5 protein-coding genes are annotated in these 18,768 nt (G+C 42.3%); 2 read left to right on the plus strand and 3 right to left on the minus strand.

Going from position 1 to position 18,768, the window contains the following annotated elements:
- Positions 1-68: 68 nt before the first annotated feature.
- On the minus strand, positions 69-13,112 hold the full coding sequence (locus FAY33_RS16730) for a doubled motif LPXTG anchor domain-containing protein (protein WP_143322375.1): 13,044 nt from the start codon (positions 13,110-13,112) through the stop codon (positions 69-71).
- Positions 13,113-13,380: 268 nt separating this feature from the next.
- Here FAY33_RS16730 and FAY33_RS16735 point away from each other — a divergent pair, with 268 nt between their 5' ends.
- Positions 13,381-13,947, plus strand: a complete 567-nt coding sequence (locus FAY33_RS16735) for a biotin transporter BioY (RefSeq protein WP_143322376.1) — start codon at positions 13,381-13,383, stop codon at positions 13,945-13,947.
- A gap of 127 nt (positions 13,948-14,074) precedes the next feature.
- Positions 14,075-14,932, plus strand: coding sequence for an NAD(+) diphosphatase (nudC, locus tag FAY33_RS16740; RefSeq protein WP_143322377.1), 858 nt, complete (start codon positions 14,075-14,077; stop codon positions 14,930-14,932).
- 52 nt (positions 14,933-14,984) lie between these two features.
- Here the strand turns inward: nudC and FAY33_RS16745 are convergent, their stop codons facing one another.
- Both FAY33_RS16745 and adhE read right to left on the minus strand, forming a co-directional pair.
- Entirely contained in the window at positions 14,985-15,596 is a 612-nt protein-coding gene (locus tag FAY33_RS16745; protein ID WP_143322378.1) for a DUF3267 domain-containing protein, read from the minus strand.
- A 120-nt stretch (positions 15,597-15,716) separates the two neighbouring features.
- Positions 15,717-18,332 carry a bifunctional acetaldehyde-CoA/alcohol dehydrogenase gene (adhE, locus tag FAY33_RS16750; RefSeq protein WP_143322379.1) on the minus strand — a complete coding sequence of 872 codons (2,616 nt, stop codon included), beginning with the start codon at positions 18,330-18,332 and terminating at the stop codon, positions 15,717-15,719.
- Between the last annotated feature and the right edge of the window lie 436 nt (positions 18,333-18,768).

Here is an 18,768-nt window from a genome sequence, read left to right on the forward strand (position 1 = left end):
CTGATCACTGCTTGTAAAAAATTATAGCAAGTTCATTTAATAAAGTCAATAATGGGTTTTATTTTATTTTATTCGTATTTCCTTTTCTTTTTCATAAGTATTCCTGAAAGAATTGCCATAAGCCCTGAAAGAGCGATGAACACCTCTCCTGCATTTTTCCTATTCTCTCCTGTTTTTGGGAGTCCGGCAAGGGGAACTGCCCCATCTTCGATCACAATCAGATCCTCAGGCATACTCCCTGGAAGATCCGAAAGGGGAACCGGATCAGGAATAATGGTAACTAACGGGTTATCCGGTGACGGACCGTCTGAGCTGCCTCCACCTCCGCCGCCTCCAGGAAGCCGCTCATCCTGAATGGTGATAACAAAAGCATGGATTCCGTCTAATGTCAATGGCGGAATATTGGTATTAATGGAATAACCGGCTGGAGCTTTTGTCTCAATAAACGTATAAGTATCTTTTGGAATTCTCTTTAACAGTATCTGACCATCTTCTCCAGTTACAAGAGTGGTGGCAGCCCCTTCTTCCGCTGTATATCCGGCAAAAGACCCACGCTCAAAACGGGCATACCTTCCATCCGAAGCTTTCAGAATAAATTCTGCTCCCTTTAGTCTCTGATCTGCATAAACTGCGTTTGTTTTTATTAGAGTCAAGGTGGAAGGCTTATTTTTAATAGCTCCTTCTGTTTTTTCAAACAACCGGGAATTGGTGTAGCGCACCTCCTTGTGTCCTTTTTCTATGGTAAATTCTCTGGTCCACGGATCTGTTCCCAGAATGTAGCCCCCCGGTGCCTTTATTTCCGTCAGACGGTAGGTACCAAAGGGAAGGTTCTCAATAATACCTTTTTCATGAAGGACAAAGGTTATGGTGTCTCCTTTCACCTGCTGCTCATTCCATGATGCTCCAAGTCCAGCAACTTCCGCCCGGTATTGTTCCCAGGCTCCCGGCACCAGGGTGGTCAGATTGGTCAGAGTAAATTCTGCCCCGTCAAGCCTTAAGGTCTTATTCTCACTGTCAACCTTTTCTAACTCCAGCGTTCCTGTACTGATCTGATTGGTTACAATCAGGGTAACCGGCTGCCGCGCCGATATCTGGACCAATTGTTCTGGTGCTTTTAATATTTCAAGCGTGCCATTTTGCTTTACACGGATATAAAAAGGCTCTATGGGATCATATTGATCGTTTGGAACTTCCCGTATCTCATAATCTCCATGTTTTAATCCCAGGCGGATCAATCCATTGTGATCTGTTGAAAATACTCCACGTCCTGAATCCACCTCTTTCTGAAACCGCTCTATGCCAAAGGCAGATAAGAACCCTGTACTGTCATATTTTCCAGGTCCCAGGATTTGGAACTGCATCCCTTCTATACTGCGTCCCAGATTATCCGATTTTTGAAGTCTGATTTCAAACTCTGCCCGTTGGTTTTCGATGACGTTGTTATTACCCAGTACAGCCGTTTTCTGATTTTCTGACAGGGTAAAGAAGTATTCCCTGCTTCCATTGAGGCTTAAATATCCGTCAGGTGCCTTCTCCTCCTTTAACTGATAGGTTCCATAAGGTATCCCGGGAATTTCCACATGACCGGTTACCAGTTCAAACTCCACACTAGTTTCCGACAGCTTCAAATCCGTAATTCCCATGGTTCTTAACTCTTGTTCTGATTTGTTTCTTAAGTCTGACATAAAACTTAAAAATGCGTTGTCAAGCTCTGCCTTCTCTTTTGTCAGTGAAAATCTGGCAGAGGAAAGTATTTTTCCTGTATCCTGGTCCACTTTATCAAAGCTCAGGGAACCAGTTCCATAATTATTCACCACAGTAACGGTGCTTGAAACAGGATCTGCTGCGACCTGAAACTCCTTACTTTTTAAAATCCATGCCTTCTGTCCTTTTACTTCATAAGAATCCATGGGTTCCATATCGGAAGATCCGGCTTGCTCCATCTCATATCCTGCAGGAGCACCATCTTCTGCAATAATATAATTTCTGTAATAGAGTAGTTCTCCAGCCTCCCACAGTGCCTCTCCGTTCTTTATAACCGTGGTTCCTGCTGCTGCAGGAGAGGAAAGTACAGAAGGATCTGTAACCGGTGACGTTTTCAGTGTTTCTATTTCTTCATTGGTAAATGGACCGTATATGGTAAAGTGCACTCCTTCTACCGGATTGTGCTCCTGATCGGTCTTCTTAACCGTTACGGAACGATAGGGAACAAAACCAATGTCCTTTGTGGTATCATAATCGCCTGATGTAGACCACAGGAAGAAATCTTCGGAAAAATAACCGTTTTTCTTTTCCATAAAATTACTATCAAGGCTTTCTTCATAGTTGATTCCCCCTGGCTTTAAGGTCTGGGGAAGTCTGGACCTTCCTGGTGTTTCATTCTCTCCTGCCGCCGTTTGATATGGCTTTGCCAGTTTTAAAACCAGATCTTCATATCCCTTGGGCATGTTTTTTGTATTCACAAAGATCTGATAATGAGCAGGGTGTTCCCCTTTTAATTTGGTCACATCGAGAGACGATCCCTGATACCAGCGATCTTCCTGTTCTTTGGTAAAATTATTTCCAGCAATTCCAAATGGTTTTGCCGGTGTCAGACCCTGGAATGTAAACCTGCCACGATTATCAATGGCCCCTGTTACCTCTTCCGCTCCGTCTTTTCCATACTTCAATAATCCTGCATGGAAATAACCAGACTCAAGCACAGGACGAAGATCGGTCAGAAAATGATCTTCTGCCGGATTGCCCTTTTGAATGCCGCTGTTGTCTTCATCAATGAAGAAACGACCGGATACGGCTGCCTCTTCCGGAACCAAAAGAACCTGGGGGCAGTTACTGTTCTGAAGCTGGCCAGTTGGAATTTCCACCCCGGACATTCCTTCCTGATAACTATAGGTAACTGCAAAATCATTGACTGCATATCCGTAAGCGGCTTCATCAAGCTCTTCTGCTGTTGTATAGGAAACGTTTGCTTTATAGGTAATCACCAGATTTTCCCCTGGTGCAAGATGAAACCCGGGGTCTGTAATCTGGATTCGAAAGGCAGTGGCATCCTCACTGCTGTCAGTCCAAAAACCGTTGCTGTTGTCATTCAGAACCCCTGCTTTAGCGGCTTTTACGGCATCAATCCGATCAAAGTTCTGACTAGAATAACTGATCTTATAGGCAAAATCCTCCCTTTTTCTTTCTGTTTCTTCACTGCTGATGTGTTCAATGGTCATGGACTCAATCTGATCAAAGGAAATCGGATAATCACTGAGACGATGATTGCCGTCTGCGTTTAAATCCCTTTTTGCAGGAAGAATATCCATAAGCTGCAGCTTTGTAATGTAGTTGGTGGTGGAATCATTGCTTATGGTCAATCGATACTGCACCGAGCCATCCCGTTGGGGATCCTGTTCCCCTCCAGCCGTTTTGGCTACTCTGCCTACCGTTGTTCCGGAGACATACCGGGTATCTAAATTTCCTTTTACTTCTTTATACAGGAGAAGTCCATTATCTGTCTCCATGTAGTTTTCTGCGGAATCTGAAACATATCCGTAGTTTCTATATGTTTCATCTGGCAAAACCACTTCGGAAGGCAGATCCGGACTGGGCCACTGATTGCCGGTTTTCGTCTCAATCATAAAGGAGGCACCGGTTTTATTCAGAGCAAATGGAGGCTGAAGCACATTGCTGGTTACAAATAATTTATTTAAGATATTTTTTCCGTAACTAACAATATTTCCGCCAACCTGTGCCTCCACTTCTACGGTTACTTCTTCATTGCGTTTTAACTCCCCATTCAGCAAAAGAAATAACGTTTCCCGCCCGGTTAACGGGTCTACTCTTTTTATGGTTTTTACCAGTTCCATATCCTTTGGTCCGCTGATAATACGGACCGCTTTCAAGATTCTGTTTTCTCCCTGGGATATTCCTGATACGGTAATTCCATCTGGAAGCTCATCAATCATTACGGGATCTTTCATAGGTACAATGGATGGATCCTGGCTTTTTGTTTCATTTTTTACAGTCAGGGTGTATTTCAGTGTATCACCAGGCTGAACTTTCTTTACCGGTGTTACGTGCTTTTGGGCAGAAATAACTGGCGCCTGGCTTTGTACTACCAAAATATCAGCAACTGCCTCTGCCTTTAATGTTTCTGCCTTCTGGATTAAGGTACCAGTCCGATCCCATTTCCGGTAAGTCTCCAAAACCTCTGCATTGTTCCGAATGTATTTGATTTCTTCTTTATAAGAACCATCTGCCAGTTTGGCATCCTGTTTCTTTAACTTCACAGTTACCCCGACTTTTCCAGGAGTAAAATCCTGACCCAGAATATAGGACTCTTTGGTTGATGCTTTTAAACTATCATCACGGTAACGGATTTCAAAAGACTGAACTGGCTTATTTCCCTCCGGTTTTACTGGTGGAATGGGATTGTCACCGGATACCTTTACCGTGTGCACACGCCCTGCCTGGTTTCCGTCAAAATCGTAGAAGATGACATCTGCCAGAATGGTACCTGTTTTCCCATCCCTGATCCAGTTTTTCTGGGTGGATGCCCCTGGCTCAACCGAGGTTATGGAATACGTTTCATAGCTATAATCCGCCTCTGGTAAAACATTTTTCCCCTCATCCAACATGGTAATGCCAGTATCTCTGATGGTAAATCCATCTAAAGGAATGGTGTTAGTCACATGAGGCGTAAGTGTATAAGTCACCTCCTGATTATCGTTCCACCATACATCCTTTATGGATTTTACTGGAGATGTCTTTTCCAGTGCCACTTCTGTCTTTTGCCTGATATTGGTGAAATCTACAGGTGCGGGGACTTTTCCCTTTTCAATTGTTACTTCTTTTTCATAAGTAGTTCTGATGTCATCCCGGTTAATAATATACCCCTGAGAATTATCTGAGACTTCCATTTCCTCAATCTTATAAGTTCCAGGTAACAGATAAATGCTGGTCTGTGTCTCGCCATAAGGCACTTCAACCGGCTCTCCCACCTGATTTCCAGTTTTCTGATCCGTAACCTTCATTAAGACCTTTATCGAGGGATCTGGTGTTTCCTGCCTGCTCCAGTCATATTTTAAGAGGGTCAGCGGGACTGCCTCCTGATTGTGAGCCTGGAACCGGTACACCCCTGGTGAAACAGTGGTCTCATCAGTTAATACATAAATCTTCTTTCCATCTGCAGTTATCGAAGAAAGCGGCCCTTTTTCTCCCTTGAAATCAGCCATTTCGTACAGAGGGAATCCCTGCTGCCTTTCTACAACTTCTGAAACTCCGTAAGACTCCCCTGGCTGAAGCAGCAATCCCAGGAAAGAAATAGTTCCATGCTCATCAGTAACCTCTTGGGAAACATAATTCCATTCCCCGGAAACAGACTGATGATAGAGTTCAAATGCGATTCCTGATTTTGGCGTTTTCTGCTCCCCGGCACCGCTGTATTTGGTAATCCAGAAATCCACACCGCTTTGATTGTTAAGGGTAACTTCCGTGGTCTTTCCTGTCTGGACAACAAGACCGCCTTCTGGAAGAGGTGCTTCTTCTCTTCTATAGCCTGCCGGGGCAAGCTGTTCTTTTACATAATAAGTTCCTTCCGGATAGAGTTTTGTGGAAAACACAGCCTCATAAACACCACTTTTGTGGATTTCTTCAAATGATGCCACCCGATTGTGAAATTCCGGATCTGCAAACAGATCAAAAGATGCACCAGTCAATTTTTTATCCTGGTCTGCAGCGTCTACCTTTGTAATTCTGACTTTTGCTTTTGCGTAAACATTATTTACCTTTATTCCAATCGGGATGCCAGACCGGACTTCTCCAATATCAATAAATCCGTCTGCAAGCAGCTCTCCTCTATCAACAGGATCCTGGGCTGAAACTGCCCAGTCCTGATGTTCTGTTTCTTTTAGGTAATAACGCCCACCAGGTGGATTCTGAGGCAATAAAACCTTATTGCTTCCGCTATAAAAACCGTCTGCTTTTACAAACTGCTTAATCTTAATCTGAACGGGTTTCCCGTCTTCTCCAAGTACCTGGCTGTAGCTACCGTCCACACGGGTATACACACCAAACGAAATCTCAGAGGGCAGTCTTTCTTCCAGATCAGAATCATCTTTAAAGCCATCTCCGAAATTCAGAACTTTTGTTACTGTCAGTTCTGCCTTTTTTCTGTTTTCAATGGAAATCTCCGCCTGTTTTTCGTCTTCTCCCATCTCTCCAGTCACTGCCACGATCACGGGGCTGGAATCTCTGGTATAACCTTCCGGGGCTTTTGTTTCTGTGATACGGTACCAGCCTGGTACACAATTCTTTAAGAGGTAAGATCCATTTCCCTGATCTGATAAGGATTCTGATATTTTTGTAAATCCCTGATCTGGTTTTTCATAATCCGGAGCTTTTACCTGGTTAAGCCTGCCCTCAGTAAAATCCAGATCAGTACGGAACGGCCTGTAATCCAACTGAAACAAAGCTCCCTTTAGCCCTTCGTTTGTCTTGTGCGTCTCCCCATCTGTTTTATAGATGATCAGATCAGTCAGCCGGGGATTTTTAACCGTATGGCTGACCACACGCTGGGTTACACTGGAATCAAGGGGCTTTAAAGTTACCCGTTCCTGTTCTACCTCTGGTTGATAACCAACCAAAACTGTTGATTGTTCAAAATACTGATCCGTTACCACACTGGAAGCTTTCTGGTCTAATTCTTCTTTCACAATGGTGTAGCGTCCACTGTCAAGTCCGTTTAATACGGCTACATATCTTCCGTCTTTTTGCTTTTTGACTTCCGCTGTCCGCACCTGCCCGTTTTCATCACGAACAGAAAAGATAATTCCCTCAAATTCCTTGTTTCCCTTTCCTCTCCAGGTTGTTTTTTCAATTTCCAGACCTGGTTTTTTCGGGTTATACACAGAAACAGTCAATGGCGAGTTTTCCACGGTAAAGTAACGGAAACATTCATCTTTTCCAGAATACAGCGTCATATAATATTTCTGCTGTTCTGGTGTAAGCTGTTCCTTTATCCGGTACCGCCCTGATGGAAGCCCTCCGGGAATCCTGATCGATCCATCTGAATTTGTTGTGTAAGTATCTATATAATCATAGATATAGCCTTCTTCAGTCCATATATAGCGCCATAGCCCAAATTTAACATCATTTAAAGGCGTTCTTTCTATATTCATGCCATCGAGAATATCATCACTTTTTCCAAATGTGCTGGAATCTGGTTCGTACCCGTACTTTACCAGTTTCACCGGATATTCCTTAGAAAGAGTATTAATCAGACGGTAATTTGCATCCTTGCCCTCTTTCCAGAAATACTGATCATCAATATAATCCGTATCCATTGGCACTGTAACAGAAAGCTCATGAAGTTCCGGATTAAGATTAACTTTCGAAGGCGTTCCAATTTCCTCCAGGGCAAACGTCGCCTTTATCTGATTCTTTGCAGAATCAAGGTCCAGGATATCCTCCGGATTCCACCCATTGGCTTTGATCTGTTCCTCTAACTCCTGGAAACGGATAATTCGGGTAATCCCGTAACCAGTTTTATGGTTGCTATCAGACTCAAGTCCTGTCTCAACCTCATCAATAGCAAACAGCTTTTCTTTGGTCACCGGATTCAACAGCCATATCCGGAATCGGACTCCCCCTAAAAGAGTTAAGTTATTCTGAGCACCTTCCTCTTTCAACCACTTATTTAAAGCAATCTGAAAATGATAACGGCTCAATCCACCGGATCCCTCTCCGTGGATATTTTTAATTTCAACAGCTTTGTTATCCCGTCCATTTGTATAAGGATGCTGTATTCCATCTTTTCCTGTATATCCCTGGTTTTCTGGTACGAATACCACACAGATTACAGGACCCTCCGGCAGGATATATCCTTCCGCCGGTTTTTCCTCCACCAGCCAGTATACCTTTCCAGCCTCTAAAATCGCCGTATCAAACTCTCCATCTGCCCGTACTCCGGTTTCCGGATTGATTCTTGTGCCGCTTTCATACTGTCCTACCGGCTCAAATCTGGCTGTATCTTTTAAATCCTCCAGTTCAATGGAAGACAGATCTTTACGATCCTCCAGCATTTTATAAAGCGTAAATCTGGCACCATTTACCGGCTCTGGCTGATGTTTTGTACCATCCGCATACACTCCTGTACAGATTTTTTTAATATGAAACTGAACCCAGGAACGGTAATTATAGATGGGATCTGTTTTCTGAACCAGAGAATCCGGGGTGTGGGATAAATCCGTTCCTGTGTATTTCACCGCATTGTAACGGTTTTCCAAATCCTGAACGGAAATAACGGATACAGGATTTCCCTGCTCTAAGGGCAGTGGAATTTTTTCTCCCATATTCAGGTCAAAAGAAAGCCCTGTTTCCTCTCTGGATGGAACTTGAACTTCCGCCACATAATAAATATCGTTCCGGTTAATATCCGTAAATGACGCCATTCCATCAAACGGGCTGGTGATTTCTGTGGTTACATAGTCGGCAATCTGGGGGTTTTGGGGATTTACTTTATAAAGAGCCAGTTTCACATTTCCAAGTATCCTGTGGTTTTTATAGAACTGGTCACTCCAGCCGTCCACCCAGTATTTCTGGGTTCTCAAAGTCAGCTTTGGTTCGTTTTCAATTACAAGAGCTTTTGCTCCGGCTTCTCCATTTACCGTTTCAGTTATCACGCCTTCCTTTAGCGTTGTGGAAAGTACCTCATAGGACTGTAAATACCCGGAAGGTGGCTGAATCTCTGCAATTACATATTTAATCCTGCTGCCATCCGGATTAAATATCTTTAAATCCGGGCTGTCAAAAACCACTTCTCCATTCCATTCTGTGCTTTTTTCCTGGATTGGATTTTGTATACTGGACTGCCAGTCTTCCGGATTAAAATCTGATTCACGGAAGATACCAAGCACTGCATCTTTTACAAAAGTCCCTCTTAGTGCATCCTTTTTTATAACTTTTACTCTTCCTGAATTCTGATAATTCTCAAAGGGAGTCCATTTTCCGTCAATGGTAACATCCATCTTCTTATTGTTCTGGTTTTCTGCTGCAGTCACCGTAAAAGGCCCGTAATAAACCTGAGAATTTAGAATTCTATATCCATCGTATTTCCCATCCCTCTGATCCGGAAGAAGGAACAGGGGATTAATATTTCCCTCCGGCACTACTTCTTTAAAGTAATATTCCCCTGGTGCCAGGAAATCGTATTGATTGGACATAAGAACATGATTGTCGGTGTTTATTTCCACCCGTTCCAGCCCCTGAGCCCCATCCTGATATACTTCATAAGGTATGTGTACATCGCGTAACAGGGTTGTATCCGCCTGATACTGAATCTTTTTTATGTTAACTTCTTTATAAGGTCTGTTATAAATTTTGGTTTCTAACCGTTTCCCTTTGTCATACCATTCCTCCATCATAGCTCTGGTTACAGGTCCCTCTGGGGTGGTAATTTCGAATGACTCACTCATAACATAGTTTTCCGGTGCCTGTATTTCTTTTACTTCATAAACCGTTCCAGGATCAAGCAAAACCATGGTTCCATTATACCGGGAAACATCTACTGTAATTCCCTCCCCTGGATCTCCTGATTTTTTTATCTGAAATTTTGCAGAAATCGAGGAATACTCATCAACTATATCGTATTTGTAAAGCCAGTAAGGCACCTTCTGGGTAATGTTATAAGCCTTTATAAGAGTATCCTGCTGCCGACTGACTTTAAACGGTCCAATTACCGGCAAAGATGTTCCGTCAACAACCAGGCTTGTTACCTTCTCCGGATTCTCCGCCTCCAGATAAGAAGAATGATCCACCTCATGCCAGTAATACTGCCGGTTTACATCAAGCTTATTTGCATGAATCTGTCCGCTCCAGTCTGTAGTTAAGACTTCCCCTCCAACTTCCGCCCTTATATCTCCTCCATTCTCATCGGAAGAATATAATTGAAACTGAAGCCCATTTTTCGTACCATTCTTATTTAACCAGCCATTTTCTGGAGACCAGGATTCTTTTTGGAGAATTAAAGTTCCCTGTTTGTCATTTTTTACATCCAGCTTTGTCTCTTTCAAAGGGGTTAGTTGAAACTCTTTATACAGATATGTTTTCCCTTCCACCACTTTTGTGTAAAACCCATCCTCCTGGGCATTTCCATCTTGAAACCCTTCCGGAAGTTCTTCCACCAGACGGTATAATATGGCTTTATTATCCGATGTAAAGGCGGGTAATATGGTTTCAAAACCACTGTCCTGCCCCAGAGAAAACGTGCTTCCTCTATTGGTATCCACCCGCTTCCAGTCCGTTCCGTCTGTGGATTTCTCAAACCAGAATCTGTTATTAAAATTGTTCCGATAAGCTTCTGGAATCGGAATATAAGTTCCAGAATCGCTTTGCAGCCATTTTTTCACATGAACACTGCCTTGATTTAACGTATTAACCAGAACATTGTCTCCTGGCTTTACCTGTGAGGTCTTTCCTGCTTCCACCATTACCGGATAATCATTGAGATCCAGAATATAACCATTGGCGCTTTTTTCCCTTACCACATATTGCCCCGGGGTAACAGGTTTAAACTGAACCAGTCCCTTGTCACCGGAAGTCACTGTCTTTACTTCTATAAGGGAACCGTCTTCCTTTTTTTCATAGAGCGTAAACTCTGCCCCTTTCAGTCCATATGGTTCCGGTCCACTCTCCCATGTAAGGGCTTTCTTATAAAACTCTACAGAACCTTTTCCAATGACTGCATTCACCACAGTAATCTCTTTTTTTTCTCCCGCTTTGATGGTAAGCTGAATATCCTTTTCCCCTGAATATTCGGTTCCTACAGGTTTTTTTCCTTCCCGTATTACATAGATTCCGGGATCTGCCTGGATCTCCACATAGCCTTTGTCACCCGTTGTACCATACGCTTCCTCCCCAGGTTCTGCAGAGGGATTCACTGCTATGGCTGTGCCGCTTTTGTTCTCTTTTCCATTATTTAAAACCGTATAATTGGTATAAGGAGTTTCCTTTCCCTCCTCATCCAAAGAATAGATCAAAAACTCAGCCAGACCAGGATATTCTTTTTCCATTGCCCGGTTATAGTCTTTTGGTGCTCCCACACCTTCATCAATCTGTTTCCTGATCCGTATAACTGCAGGCTTATTGACTTCATGAACGGACACATCAGCCTCTGAATCATCTGTCCTCAACGAATCCGTTCCAAGGATTCTGTATTCCAGATGTGCCTTGTTCTTTACCGTAAATACAGAAGCGTCGGAAACACGGGCATCATTATAGTTTAAAAGAAATGGCTCATAGGGATACTTTGCGGTTACATAGTAGGAACTATAGGTTGGTGCCTGCTCCGACACATAGATATTTCCCACTCCATTCTGTCCCTGGGTTTTGTAATCTTTTATTGTTATGGAACCATCTTCCTTTTCTTCTACAGGAATCTGGCTTCCATCTCCCCATGTTGCAGTGACTGAAACCGGTTTCATGCCTTCCGGCGCATCCTTTGTTACAATGGACAGGTGATCTGTGATCTGAAAAGATCCATCTTCAAATCCGGTACGCCCATAAGTCTGGTAAATGGTTCCTCCTGGCTGTCTGGAAATATCTCCAAAACTTCCTTTCATTCCTACTTCAATGGAATAAGTAATCGTTACATACCTGGGATTCCCACTCTCATCCCGCTCAACAACGTAAGAATTCTTATTCGGAACCACCTTTTTTTCAATAAACCAGGCATCATCGGAAACCAGCGAAAGCAAACTGTCCTCCGGCTGTTCCCCTGTGGTCACGGTCTTAATATCGTCAGAATATATTACCTGATCTGGAATGGTCCGGTCCGCCACAGATATACTGGCATAAAAGACTGCACTTTCCTGGGATAATTCAAAGACCTCTCCCGCTGCCCTCTGCCCATTTCCATCAATCCACGCATTTAACGTAATGCTCCCAAGCTTTCCGGGAAGAATGGAGCTGTCTTCATCTCCTACATGAATTTCATAAACGTTCTCTCCTCCCTGTGAGGAAATTCGTTTTACCTTTCCTTCCTGTTCCTCAAGCTGAACCCCCTCCGGAACGGTAAACTCAATTCTGGCATCCTTATAACGGTCAAATAAAGGAAGTTTCCCTCCTGAGGCGTATTCATAAAGAGGCGCTGTCTGCATGGTATATGTTAATGTATAATGATAAAATTCTCCTGCTTTTATGGTTCCTGTTCTGCTTTGGGTCAGCCGTAGTTCCACCACTTCTTTTTTTTCTTCTGCTTCAGGTCCATAATACATAAGAGCCGTCTCATAAGGGGTTCGATTTTTCTCTGCACTTATTTGTGAAATTAAAGCAGTCATGCCAAGGCTTTTGACATTTAACTCATAGGAATCCTTTGTATCCATTCCCATCAGAGCTTCCCGTTCCTGCCCGTCTAACAGCCTTGCTTCTCCAAGGGATACCAGGCTGGAAGAGTCAAAATAAGCCGCTGCCTGCAATATCTGGGATGGGGTCGCCTCTTGATCGGATTCAGGGGAAATTGTTTCACCTACCACTGCATATTCCTCCACCGAAGCCTGATTCACCACCAGATCTTCCCCTGTGATCTGAAGCTGAAACTGGCACTCTCTGTCCGTATACCCGTTTACTCCAATGACTTCCACATGATTCAGAGTATCTTCTTCATCCTCCCAGTCTGTTTCTGAAAATGGATCATCAGCCAGAGACTGGGCTACCACTACCAGATACATGGCTTTTCCCGTCTTCTTTTGTCTGATCAAAGTCTTGCCTTCCAGTTCTTCATTTAACTTATCCATGACCAGGTCTTTCTGTTCCCCCTTAAATGGGATCAGTCCTTCCTTAAGCTCTGGTCTGTCATCCACATCCTTTTTTAAGACCCTCGTAATGGATTTCCCCGTAACTTTAACATCAATAATCTTTTTCGCCTGGGATGGGGTTGCCTGTAACTGCACCGCCGCTGACGGCGTTGCTTTTAGGGCATTAGATCCCGTAGCCGTGTGAAATACAGTCCCATCTGCTCCATTGGCTGCAGCCAGTGTATACTGGGACATATTTCCGGTAATCAATGCCACCATAAGCAGCCAGGCAATGCACCGCCTCACCCCTCCTGCCTTTCCTCTTAACTGATTCATACCATACCTCCCGATTCCCATTTCTTTTTATTTTCAAATTTATTATCTTAACTGTAACATTCATTTTTTAAGTATATAGAGAACTGGTTACACAGTGGTTATTTTTCCTTAATTTTCCATATTATGTTCTTTTTAGTTTTCTTATTATAGGAAAGAAGATCTGTTTTAATCAAATTGTAAACCATTAACAAATATTAAGTTGACAATGTTTTTTTCCTGTGTTACCATTCCAATATCTTTTAAGACTTTAACAAAGGAGCTTATACTTATGAAACCTGATTCCATATCCAGGCGATGGGTGAATACCAGGGAACTGGCACTGGCAGGCATATTTGCGGCTGTCCTGGCTGTAATCTCACAGATTTCCATTCCCATGCCAACTGGTGTACCCATAACCATACAAATCTTTGGCATTGCATTTGTGGGCGTTATTCTCGGAAGCAGACTGGGTGTGCTGGCGGCCGTTACTTATATCCTGCTTGGAGCCGTTGGTCTTCCTATCTTCTCGAACTTCAGAGGCGGAATCCAGACTCTTTTCGGTCTCACCGGCGGATACATCTGGGCGTGGCCCATTATGATCTATTTTTGCGGTCTAAAACCTAAGACTTCCATAAAGCATTTAAACACGCTTCTCATGTTCCTCCTTCCAGTTCTTGGAACCATAATCAACGAAATCATCGGCGGACTTCAATGGGCTGCTTTATCCGGAGATATGACTGTATATGGTGTATTTGCCTATTCTATGGTGGCATTTGTTCCAAAAGACATCATCCTTACCCTGGTTGCTGTGGTTTTGGGAATTCCCATCCGCAAAGCCATCAAACAACTGATATAACAGAAAAAGAAGCCTGGAAGGGCTTCTTTTTTTCAACTACCATTTCCCAGGTGCGCTTGACAGAAGCAATCTGAGAATTTACAATAGATCTCATACTAAAAATAAAAAGGAAAAGAAGGTTTGACTCATGATACAGGATATTTACCCACATGTATTCCACAATGAATTTGAAATAAAGACTCCTGATACAGACAGCTATTTTCTATACTTTCTGGGCGGCTGTCTGATGCTTTGTAACAATGAATCGAATCAGATTCCTCAATTTAAAGACCTGGATTCCCATAGAGAGGAAGCCATGGAGCACTGTGATTTTCTTTTTTCCATTGACGATATGGATTTTTACCTTGTTAACGAGACTGTAACTGCATTAGAAGAAACGGACAAGCTGAAGCTTGAAAAGAATAACAAAATCAGAGACTTAAAACCCATGTGGGTTTCTTTTGCGGCTGTTTCAGCCCAGCATCTTTACCGGTTTTACCGGACCAATCAGTTTTGCGGCTGCTGCGGTTCCCCCATGCTGAAAGGCAAAAAGGAACGGGCTTTTATCTGTTCCTCCTGCGGCAACACCGTTTATCCTAAGATTTCACCTGCTGTCATTGTTGCAGTTACGCATGAAGGTAAGATTCTTCTGACCAAATATGCAGGAAGAGAATACACCCGTTATGGTCTGATTGCAGGTTTTACAGAATTTGGAGAGACACTGGAAGAAACCGTCAAACGGGAGGTTATGGAAGAAGTTGGTATAAAGGTAAAGAATCTCCGCTATTACAAAAACCAGCCCTGGGGCTTTAGTGATTCCCTTCTGGTGGGTTATTGGGCAGAACTGGACGGTTCTCCACAGATTCATCTGGATGAAACCGAATTATCCACAGCCGCCTGGCTGGCACCGGAAGATATCCCCGAAGATTTTACCAACCTAAGTCTGACTCATGAGATGATTCTTTTATTTAAGGAAGGAAAGGTCCCTCCTAAACACAATTTTTAAATAAAAGCATGGATTCTGTCCCGAATAATAATTCGTTTCAGAATCCATGCTTTTATTTGTCTGCCTTATAAAAAGTGAAAGAACCGTTGGATATTACGATCCCTTTGTAAGGGACCTGTGTACCAATCAAGATCATATTCAGCAAATCCACACAAGAGCCTCCTGCATTTAAAATGCTAAAAAATATAATATTCCAACTCCAGATTCCAGCTAAAGATAAAACCAAAGGCAAAAGAAAGGATAAAATAATTAAAGGAAGAACCGATATCAAAAGAAACCTCCCTTTTGATATCGGTTCCTCCGTATAAACAAAACCAAACAATCCATTCAAACCCCAATAGGTTTTATCCGATGTCCATACCCGTGGAATAAAAACGGCATGAAGAAATTCATGAATTAAAAAGGTAAGGATTATTCCAATTAGAAGCTTTACATCAATAGTAAACTCTAAAATAAAACGGTCACCATTTTGAAACAGAAAATAGTCTGGATTTAAATAATAGCACCAAATTCCATTAATTGCCATTGCTATAATAGAAAGGGGGAAAGATAAAACAATTGCCATAAATACAGATTTTGGTTCTTTTATTCGGTTATATCCCTCATGCAGAAGAATATTTCTTTTTTCCTCATTTCCCTTTGGAATCTTTTTTGTATATCTCATATGTTACCTCTGCTTCTAAATGTTTTTCTTTGTGGATTATAACATAATATATTAGAGTTTTCTACTACTGAAATTTTCCAAAAAAAGAGATAGGATTTTCCCTACCTCTTTTTTAAAATTTTATTTTCCATAATATGCTTTTTTATACATTTCCTTAATCTCCTGGAACAGAGGATATCTGGGGTTTGCTGCCGTACACTGGTCGTCAAATGCGTTCTCAACCATCTCATCAAGAGTCTCTAAGAAGTATTTCTCATCAACACCATAATCTTTAATGGTTGCCTTGATTCCCACTGCTTTCTTTAAATCCTCAATCTTTACAAGGAACTTCTTAAATACCTCTGCATCATCTTTTCCTTCGATTCCACAGAAACGGGCACATTCCGCATATCTGGATAACGTATGTGGATACTGGTACTGCGGGAAGGTTCCCATCTTGGCAGGAACTTCTGACGCATTAAAGTCCATAACAAGAGTAATTAAGAGTGCATTTGCCACACCGTGAGGAATGTGATGATAAGCACCTAATTTATGAGCCATAGAATGGCAAACACCTAAGAATGCGTTATTAAAGGACATACCTGCCATACAAGACGCGTCCGCCATTTTACATCTTGCCTCTACATTCGTTCCATCATGATAAGCCGTTGGAAGATACTCAAATACATTCTTCATTGCCTTTAAAGCCAGACCATCCGTATAATCCGATGCCATAACGGAAGCATATGCCTCTAAAGCATGAGTGAGTACGTCAACACCAGATGCACTGGTCAGCCCTTTCGGCTGGCTCATCATATTATCTGCATCAACAATGGACATATTGGGCATTAACTGATAATCTGCAAGAGGGTATTTTACCCCTGTCTCCTGGTCTGTAATAACCGCAAAGGAAGTCACCTCAGAACCGGTACCGGAAGAAGTTGGAATGGCTACAAAATAAGCCTTTTCTCCCATTTTCGGGAAAGTATAAACTCTCTTTCTGATATCCATAAACCGCATTGCCATATCCTGGAATTCAACTTCCGGATGTTCGTACATTACCCACATAATTTTGGCGGCATCCATAGCAGAACCTCCGCCAAGAGCGATAATGGTATCTGGCTGGAATGCTTTCATGGCTGCTGCGCCTGCCTGGGCATTGGCAAGAGTCGGGTCAGGCTGAACATCGGAAAATACCGTGTATACAATTCCCATCTCATCTAATTTATCTGTAATTGGCTTTGTATACCCATTCATATAAAGGAATGAATCCGTAACAACAAATGCCCTTTTCTTATCATAGACATCCTTTAATTCGCTAAGAGCTACTGGCATACAGCCTTTTTTAAAGTAAACTTTTTCCGGACTTCTGAACCACAGCATGTTTTCTCTCCTCTCAGCAACGGTCTTAATGTTGAGCAGATGCTTCACGCCAACATTTTCAGAAACAGAGTTTCCGCCCCAGGAACCGCATCCCAGAGTCAGGGATGGCTGTAATTTAAAGTTATAAATATCACCGATTCCACCCTGGGAAGAAGGAGTATTAATGAGAATACGGCATGTTTTCATGGCTGCAGCATGTTTTTCCATCTTTTCTTTTTCGTTTACATTCACGAATAAGGAAGCTGTGTGACCATAACCACCATCAGCAACCAGTTGCTCTGCTTTCTCAATGGCTTCATCAAAGGTCTTTGCTTTATACATCGCAAGAACTGGAGAAAGCTTTTCATGGGCAAACTCTTCTTCTATATGAACATTTTCCACTTCGCCAATCAGAATCTTTGTGGATTCGGGCACTTCCACACCTGCAAGTTTTGCAATTGTATGAGCCTTCTGACCTACAATCTTTGCATTTAATGCTCCGTTTATAATAATAGTCTTACGTACCTTCTCAATCTCATCTTCCTTTAAGAAATAACATCCACGGAAAGCAAATTCTTTCTTTACCGCTTCATATACCTTTTCAAGGACTGTTACAGACTGTTCGGAAGCGCAGATCATACCATTGTCAAAGGTCTTGGAATGAATAATGGAATTCACAGCCATCTTAATATCAGCAGTGTCATCAATAATTGCAGGGGTATTGCCTGCGCCAACACCAAGTGCCGGTTTTCCAGAAGAATATGCAGCCTTTACCATACCTGGTCCGCCAGTTGCAAGAATAATATCTGCACTCTTCATAACTTCATTGGTCAGCTCCAGAGAGGGAACATCAATCCAGCCAATAATTCCTTCTGGTGCTCCTGCCCTGACTGCCGCTTCAAGAACTACTTTTGCCGCTGCAATGGTAGAATTTTTAGCACGTGGGTGAGGAGAAATAATAATAGCATTTCTGGTCTTTAAACAAATTAAAGTCTTAAAAATAGCAGTTGAGGTTGGATTGGTAGTTGGAATAACCGCTGCAACCAGACCAATCGGTTCTGCAATCTTTTTAATTCCATAAGCCTGATCTTCTTCAATCACACCACAGGTTTTCGTATCTTTATAAGCATTGTAAATATATTCTGCCGCATAATTATTCTTAATGACCTTATCCTCAGCAACACCCATTCCTGTTTCTTCTACTGCCATCTTAGCCAGAGGAATTCTTAATTTATTCGCTGCACTTGCCGCTTCATAAAAGATCTTATCAACCTGCTCCTGTGTATAGGATGCAAATACTTTCTGAGCCTCTCGCATTGCTTCCATTTTAGTAATCAGGGAATCAACGCTGTCAATCGTTCCCGGGATTCTTGCCTGTTCTTCCTTCTTTGCCATGATAAATCTCCTCCATGTTTTATGTGAGTAAAAAGTGAAATAGCTTCGATATTTTTTTAACGATCTATGATGGTTTCATTATATATTATCGTTATTTTTTTGTCAATATGTATTTTTATATTTTGTGCTCGTCATACAATTTGGTTTACAATAAAAATAATCGTACTGGTTTGTGTTATCTTAGAACAGTAACTAAGGTATTATCAGGAAATCGTAATTGCTGCAGAAAAAAGCAGTCGATGATTCAGCAAAACATACATTTATTTCTATATTAATTCAGAGTCAGGCAACATACATTGAATGGATTTTAAAACTTGGCAATCGTTATCATGTATGGTATAGTTACCCCTGGAACCATACTATTCCATATAGACAATTACCTGACTTTACAAAAGTTTGTCTCGGAACGGTTTCAGAGAAAAATAAGGGGATTTAG

The sequence above is a fragment of the Clostridium sp. HBUAS56010 genome (assembly GCF_007115105.1).
GTDB lineage: Bacteria > Bacillota > Clostridia > Lachnospirales > Lachnospiraceae > Lacrimispora.

Coding starts and splice junctions, on each gene's coding strand:
- FAY33_RS16730 (WP_143322375.1), bottom strand. CDS start 13,112: ATGAATCAGTTAAGAGGAAAGGCAGGAGGGGTGAGGCGGTGCATTGCC.
- FAY33_RS16735 (WP_143322376.1), top strand. CDS start 13,381: ATGAAACCTGATTCCATATCCAGGCGATGGGTGAATACCAGGGAACTG.
- nudC (WP_143322377.1), top strand. CDS start 14,075: ATGATACAGGATATTTACCCACATGTATTCCACAATGAATTTGAAATA.
- FAY33_RS16745 (WP_143322378.1), bottom strand. CDS start 15,596: ATGAGATATACAAAAAAGATTCCAAAGGGAAATGAGGAAAAAAGAAAT.
- adhE (WP_143322379.1), bottom strand. CDS start 18,332: ATGGCAAAGAAGGAAGAACAGGCAAGAATCCCGGGAACGATTGACAGC.